This window comes from Nostoc sp. (assembly GCF_036916985.1).
GTDB lineage: Bacteria > Cyanobacteriota > Cyanobacteriia > Cyanobacteriales > Nostocaceae > Nostoc.
Genome location: NZ_JBALFD010000011.1, coordinates 1 through 6,302 on the forward strand (window position 1 = coordinate 1; position 6,302 = coordinate 6,302).

Consider the following 6,302-nt stretch of genomic DNA (forward strand, 5'->3'; position numbering starts at 1 on the left):
AGAACAACAAGTTGAAGCCCGAATGATGCTCCTAATAGCTAAAGCTGAACGGGAGAGATTGGTGCTAGCGATCGCCTTACAAATCCGCTCATCCCTGAGTCTACAAACTATTTTGGATAGTACCGTCACAGAGGTGCGGCAATTGTTGGGCTGCGATCGCGTCAATATTTGGCAGTTTGAACCAAATTGGCAAACTATCGTCGTTGCCGAGTCCACTGATTCTTCACTCTCACTGGTGGGTCAGCGCGTTGGTGACACCTGTTTAAAACAAAACTACACTGAAATTTACCGCCAGGGGCGGATTCGCATCGTGTCGGATATCTACAAGTCTAAAATCTCAGACTGTCACCGAGATATGCTGATTGCCATCCACACACGAGCCAAAATTTTAGTACCGCTCTTTTGTGGTGATCAACTATGGGGTTTGCTCAATGTCGCCGAAAGTCAGCACCCCCGCGATTGGGAACCGGAAGAAGTTGAATTGCTGCAAGCCTTATCAGTGCAATTGGCGGTTGCCCTTCAGCAAGCCACCACCCACCAAAAATTGCAAGAGCAACTAATCGAGCGCCAGCAAGCGGAAAATCAACTGCGAGAAAGCGAACAGCGTTATATTATTCTCAATCAAGAACTAGAAGCCAAAGTCGCAGAACGCACAACTAAACTCCAAGAACGAGAGGCGCAACTCCAGACAATATCGGAGCGCTTGGCCTTATCCCTCAACTCTGGGGCGATCGGCTGTTGGGAGTGGGATATTCAAGAAAACACCATCCTCTGTGATGAGCGGGTGTACGCACTGTATGGTGTCACGAAAACATCTGATTCCTATGTGAACTATGAGATTTGGGCAAACTGGCTACATCCCGATGATCTTAACCCCACTGAAATATTGCTCCAGCAAGCCCTTTTAGGAAAGGCAGAATACGATACCGAGTTTCGGGTCGTGCATCCCGATGCCAGCATCCACTTTATCAAAGCCTATGGGGTGGTGGTGCGAGATGCTCAGGGTAATGCACAGAAAATGATTGGAGTTAACTTTGATATTAGCGATCGCAAACGAACAGAACTTGCCCTGCAAAGTAGTGAAATGCGCTTCCGGCGAATATTTGATTCTAATGTAGTTGGTATGCTTTTTGCCGATTTGCAGGGGAAAATTCTCGATGCCAATGATCGCTTTTTAGAAATGGTGGGCTACACCAGGGATGACCTAGATACTGGAATTGATTGGCTGCGAATGACCCCACCCGAACATATCCTCGTTGATTTGGTAATGAGGGAGCATCTGAAGCAACATGGTGAGATCACTCCTTGTGAAAAAGAATATTACCGCAAAGATGGTAGCAGGATTCCTGTGCTGATTGGAGCGGCAATTCTTCCAGGCTCAGAAAATCAAAGCATTTGTATAGTGGTGGATATTAGCGAACAGCAAGCGGCACTTCGTGAACGCAAACAAGCCGAGGAAACCATTCGCCAACAGGTTGAACGAGAACAACTGCTGCGAGAAATCACCCAGCGAATTCGTCAATCACTAGACCTCCAGACCATTTTTGACACCGCTTGCCAGGAAATCCGCCAAGTAATTCAGGCTGATCGGGTGGGCATTTTCAAGTTCTATCCTGAATCCAACTTTGATGACGGCGAATTTGTGGCTGAATCGGTTGTAGAAGGTTTTTCTTCAGTAATTGCTATTCGGATACATGACCACTGCTTTGGTGAAAATTATTCATCCTTCTATGCTTTGGGCAGATTTCATGTCCTCGATGATATTTATAACGGTGGGATGAAAACTTGCCACACTGATATCCTAGCTCAGTTTCAGGTGCGAGCCAATCTGATAATGCCATTGCTTTGTGGTGATAAGTTGTGGGGTTTACTGTGCATCCATCAATGTGCAACAACTCGCCACTGGCAGCAGTCTGAAATTGACTTTACCCAACAACTGTCCAATCAGTTGGCGATCGCCATTCAACAAGCGAATTTCTACGATCAAATCCAGTCTGAACTATTGGTACGGCAGCAAACCGAAGCGAGGATTGCCCTGCAACTGCGGCGACAGGAAACTTTAGGGGCGATCGTCCAAAAAATTCGGGAGTCGTTAGATATTAACGAGATTTTAGCAACAGTGACTCAGCAGGTTAAAGATGTACTGCACAGCGATCGCGTCATCGTCTTTCGGCTGTTTGTTGACGGTAGAAGTCAAATTGTTGAAGAAGCCGTATCTGGTAAGTTCCCCGCCCTCAAAGACCGGCATTGGGAAAACGAAGTGTGGTCTCAAGAAATCCTCGATTGCTACTGGCAGGGCAAGCCCCGCATCGTTCCTGATGTGATGAATGATATCTGGGCAGAGTGCCTGGTAGAATACTCCCGCGAAGGTCAAATCCAATCCAAAATTGTCGCACCGATCTTACAAGACCTGCAAGGGGGCGAAAATCATCGCTGGGTTGCTCAGGGGGTAACTAACAAGCTCTGGGGAGTTTTGGTTATCCATGCTTGCCAAGAAAAACGAGTTTGGAAAGACTCGGAAGCGCAACTTTTGCAACAAATTGCCAACCAGTTAGCGATCGCTATTCAGCAAGCAAGTCTGTTTGAGCAATTACAGCAAGAACTCGCCGAACGACAACAGACGGAGGCAAAGCTCACCCAGAGCAATCAACAACTGGCTGTTTCTAACCAAGAACTCGCTCGTGCTACTCGCCTCAAAGACGAATTCCTAGCCAACATGAGCCACGAACTTCGCACCCCCCTTAACGCTATTTTAGGCATGACCGAAGGGCTACAAGAGGAAGTCTTTGGTATTGTGAACGAGCAACAACTCAAAGCTTTGCAAACCATTGAGCGCAGCGGCTCTCATTTGCTGGAGTTGATCACCGATATCCTTGATGTGGCAAAAATTGAAGCCGGACAAATGGAACTGGACTATACCTCAACTTCAGTGGCTCATCTGTGCCAATCCAGTTTGGTGTTTATCAAACAGCAGGCATTGCAAAAACGGATTCAGCTTGAAATCAAACTTAAGACAAATCTACCTGACCTGCTCGTGGATGAACGCCGCATTCGTCAAGTGTTAATTAACCTACTCAATAATGCAGTCAAATTCACTCCTGAGAGGGGGCGCATTACTTTAGAAGTTACCCAACTTTTCCCAGACATCTCAACTACCGATTTAATAGAGCAACATTTATTGCACTTTGCTATTACCGATACAGGTATTGGCATCTCGCCAGAGAATATCAAGAATCTATTTCAGCCCTTTGTGCAAATCGATAGCGCCTTAAATCGTCAATATGCAGGTACAGGCTTGGGACTAGCATTAGTAAAGAGAATTGTCGAACTCCACGGCGGTAAGGTGGGGCTAACCAGTGAATTGGGCGTGGGTAGTTGCTTCACCATCGATCTCCCTTATACTCCCAGTTCTGCTTTTTCACCAGAAATTACCGCAGACAATCAACCAGCCGTGACTCCAGAACGGGACTCTTCAAACATCGACCTTCGCGCAGCGTCTTGTAGAGAAGCAGCAAGCCTTACCCCCCTAATCTTGCTAGCAGAAGATAACGAAGCCAATATCAGTACAGTTTCTAGCTACCTCAAAGCCAAAGGCTATCGCATTGTGTTGGCACAGAATGGTCTAGAAGCCATCGATGTCGCTAAAACTTACCACCCTGACTTAATTTTGATGGATATTCAAATGCCGAAAATGGACGGTTTAGAGGCGATGAGACAGATTCGCCTCGATTCTAACTTGGTTGATATTCCGATTGTGGCGCTCACAGCGCTAGCGATGACGGAAGATCGCGATCGCTGTTTACAAGCTGGAGCCAGCGACTATCTCAGTAAACCCATAAAGCTCAAACAACTGGCCACAACCATTCAACAGCTTTTGAATACAACTAAGGATCACAAATGAATCAGCCCTCTATTTTAGTCGTTGACGATCAACCCGATAACTTTGATGTCATTGAAACACTTTTAAGTGAGCAAAATTATCTGCTGCACTATGCTGCCAGTGGTGAAGAGGCGATCGCATCTCTCAACTTATTTCAGCCAGATGTAATTTTGCTAGATGTAATGATGCCGGGAACCGATGGCATAGAAGTGTGTCAGCAAATTAAAGCCATACCAAAATGGCAGCCTGTTCCGATTATTATGGTGACGGCTCTCACCGCCAAAGAAGACCTCGCCCGTTGCCTAAAATCAGGTGCCGAGGATTTTATTAGTAAACCCGTCAATGCTGTTGAACTTCGGGCACGTATTCATTCAATGCTGAGGATTAAGCAACAGTACGACAAAATCCAAAATTTATCAGATATCCAAGCAAGTAGCATCAAAGTCTTGGAAACCACACTTAATGAACTGCGGGGCAACTTGGCTTCTGCTTTACCCCATGAACTCAATACACCATTAAATGGCATTGTCGGAATTATCAGCCTACTCATGGAAGATATTCGCGGCATGAATATTGCCGAAATCCTGGAACTTTTAGACTTGGCAGATCAATCTGCCCGGAGACTAGAAAAAATAACCAAACAATTATTGATCTATTTAGAAATAGAGCTATCAACACACCAGCAGCAAAACATTGAACCTGAATCCACTTATTTTTCAATGGCAGCGATCGCAGCAGCTTTGGAATCTCACGCTCAAGGTGTTAATCGTAGCAACGATCTAATATTTGCAATTGAAGAAGCAAAGGTTTTAATATCAGATCGATATTTAGCGATTATCCTCGATGAATTAGTTGATAATGCGCTCAAATTCTCCCAAACTGGGGCAGCAATCAAAATCAGTAGTCAGGTGGTGGCAGGAATTCTAAATGTCTATGTGCATGATATGGGACGGGGCATGACAGAAGAACAAATCTCTAAAATTGGTGCTTTTATGCAGTTTGAACGCAAGAAGTATGAACAGCAGGGCATAGGCATCGGTTTGAAGCTTGTCAAAAAAATTGTCGAACTTTGTGGTGGGCAGTTCTCAATTTCGAGTATTTATCAACAGGAAACAACCGTACATATTGCTTTACCTGTCGTCAATTCTACAATAAATTCTGCCAGTATAACAGGTGCCAAAATCGTCAACATCTCAGAAGAAGCTTAAAGTCGCGGATGCCTGGGGTTGCCAAGAAATAGCCAGTATGTCATCATATAAGCCGATTTTTGGCTTTGGTATTCTGTGCCTGAATTGAACAAAGAAAGCGATCGCTGCTCATCAAAGAGTTCAATTTGCATTTGGTGTTTCTTCGGTTGGCAAAGAGCGAATCAACTCTCGAATCACATCGGTTGCTGGTCGTCCTGTGATTGAACAGTATTTTTCTAATCTTTCTACTTCCCCTGATGCCAGATTAATTGTGAGTCGTTTAGTCGCCCATTTTTTATTCACTGATTTAATCAACTCAAATTAAAACTACTTCTCTAATATCAATCATTCAAACTGTTATCACAATGATAAAAGTAATGATATTATCTTCAAGAAGCTGCAAAGTAAACACTAATAAGTGTAAAGCCGTAGTAAAGAGTTTAAATTTAGTTTAAGTGATGAAGCTTAAGTAATTTAAAGGCAACAATTATAAGTAGAACATAAACTAAAAGTTTTTCTGTAATTAAGCATTCAGTGTAAATACATGGTAAATAGCAGCTTACCGACTGCACTGCTAGAGGCAATTTTGAACCAATCTGAGTTAAGTTCGGGAGAATAATACTTTAGTTAAGCCAAGCAAGATAGCCTAACTGCCTGCTGTAGGCGATCGCTATCCTTTTAACTCATTGGCACAAGGCTTTACACCAACACAACTGGTATCAATCCAATAGCCCCAATAGCCAATATCAGGGCGACTAGTGATAATCTTGGGTGCTTCAATTATCTCTGCGATCGCCTCGGGCGGTTACGCATCGCACTCTTGACGGGGCGTAAGCCCATCACATATACGCCTGATTGATCCCCAGATTTACTTTCTCAGCACACCATCACCAGCAACCATATTCTGTGTGCCACCAAGGAAGAAGCTCAAAATCGCTGATGCCGTCTATGACACTTTGGCTGATACTGACTTTTAATCTTTGTAATGCCAACTTCAAGATTATTCGTTTTTTGCGTAAAGCACGAAACTTGAGGTGAATAGTATTATATAACGGTATCTATTATGGATAAACTGGGGACAACACTAAAAGTCTCCTATATAATTTACTTTTATCAAAAACTGCTCTAGCTTTCGTCTATGGCAGTTTTATATTGCATGGTAGAAGCGTTCGTTATTACCTGGGTTCATGCGCCAATTTCAAGAAAAGATTTCGACACACCTGGAAGGAACAGGT

At 44.1% G+C, this 6,302-nt stretch carries 4 protein-coding genes; 2 read left to right on the forward strand and 2 right to left on the reverse strand.

Annotated features, from left to right (window positions below; translation table 11 throughout):
- Positions 1-3,901: GAF domain-containing protein (locus tag V7L07_RS02130; protein WP_335054616.1), on the forward strand; the 3,901-nt coding region annotated here is incomplete at its 5' end.
- Positions 3,898-5,088: a hybrid sensor histidine kinase/response regulator gene (locus tag V7L07_RS02135; RefSeq protein WP_335054618.1), complete on the forward strand. Its 1,191-nt coding sequence runs from the start codon at positions 3,898-3,900 to the stop codon at positions 5,086-5,088. The genes V7L07_RS02130 and V7L07_RS02135, both read left to right, overlap by 4 nt.
- Here the strand turns inward: V7L07_RS02135 and V7L07_RS02140 are convergent.
- Both V7L07_RS02140 and V7L07_RS02145 read right to left on the reverse strand, forming a co-directional pair.
- Complete coding sequence (locus tag V7L07_RS02140; protein ID WP_335054620.1) at positions 5,085-5,219, reverse strand: hypothetical protein; 135 nt, start codon at positions 5,217-5,219, stop codon at positions 5,085-5,087. The genes V7L07_RS02135 and V7L07_RS02140 overlap by 4 nt on opposite strands.
- Positions 5,209-5,379, reverse strand: coding sequence for a CopG family transcriptional regulator (locus V7L07_RS02145; protein ID WP_335054622.1), 171 nt, complete (start codon positions 5,377-5,379; stop codon positions 5,209-5,211). The genes V7L07_RS02140 and V7L07_RS02145 overlap by 11 nt, the downstream gene beginning before the upstream one ends.
- Positions 5,380-6,302 lie beyond the last annotated feature (923 nt).

Excerpts from the sequence above, each read along its gene's own strand:
- V7L07_RS02135 (WP_335054618.1), top strand. The coding sequence starts at position 3,898 with ATGAATCAGCCCTCTATTTTAGTCGTTGACGATCAACCCGATAACTTT.
- V7L07_RS02140 (WP_335054620.1), bottom strand. The coding sequence starts at position 5,219 with ATGCAAATTGAACTCTTTGATGAGCAGCGATCGCTTTCTTTGTTCAAT.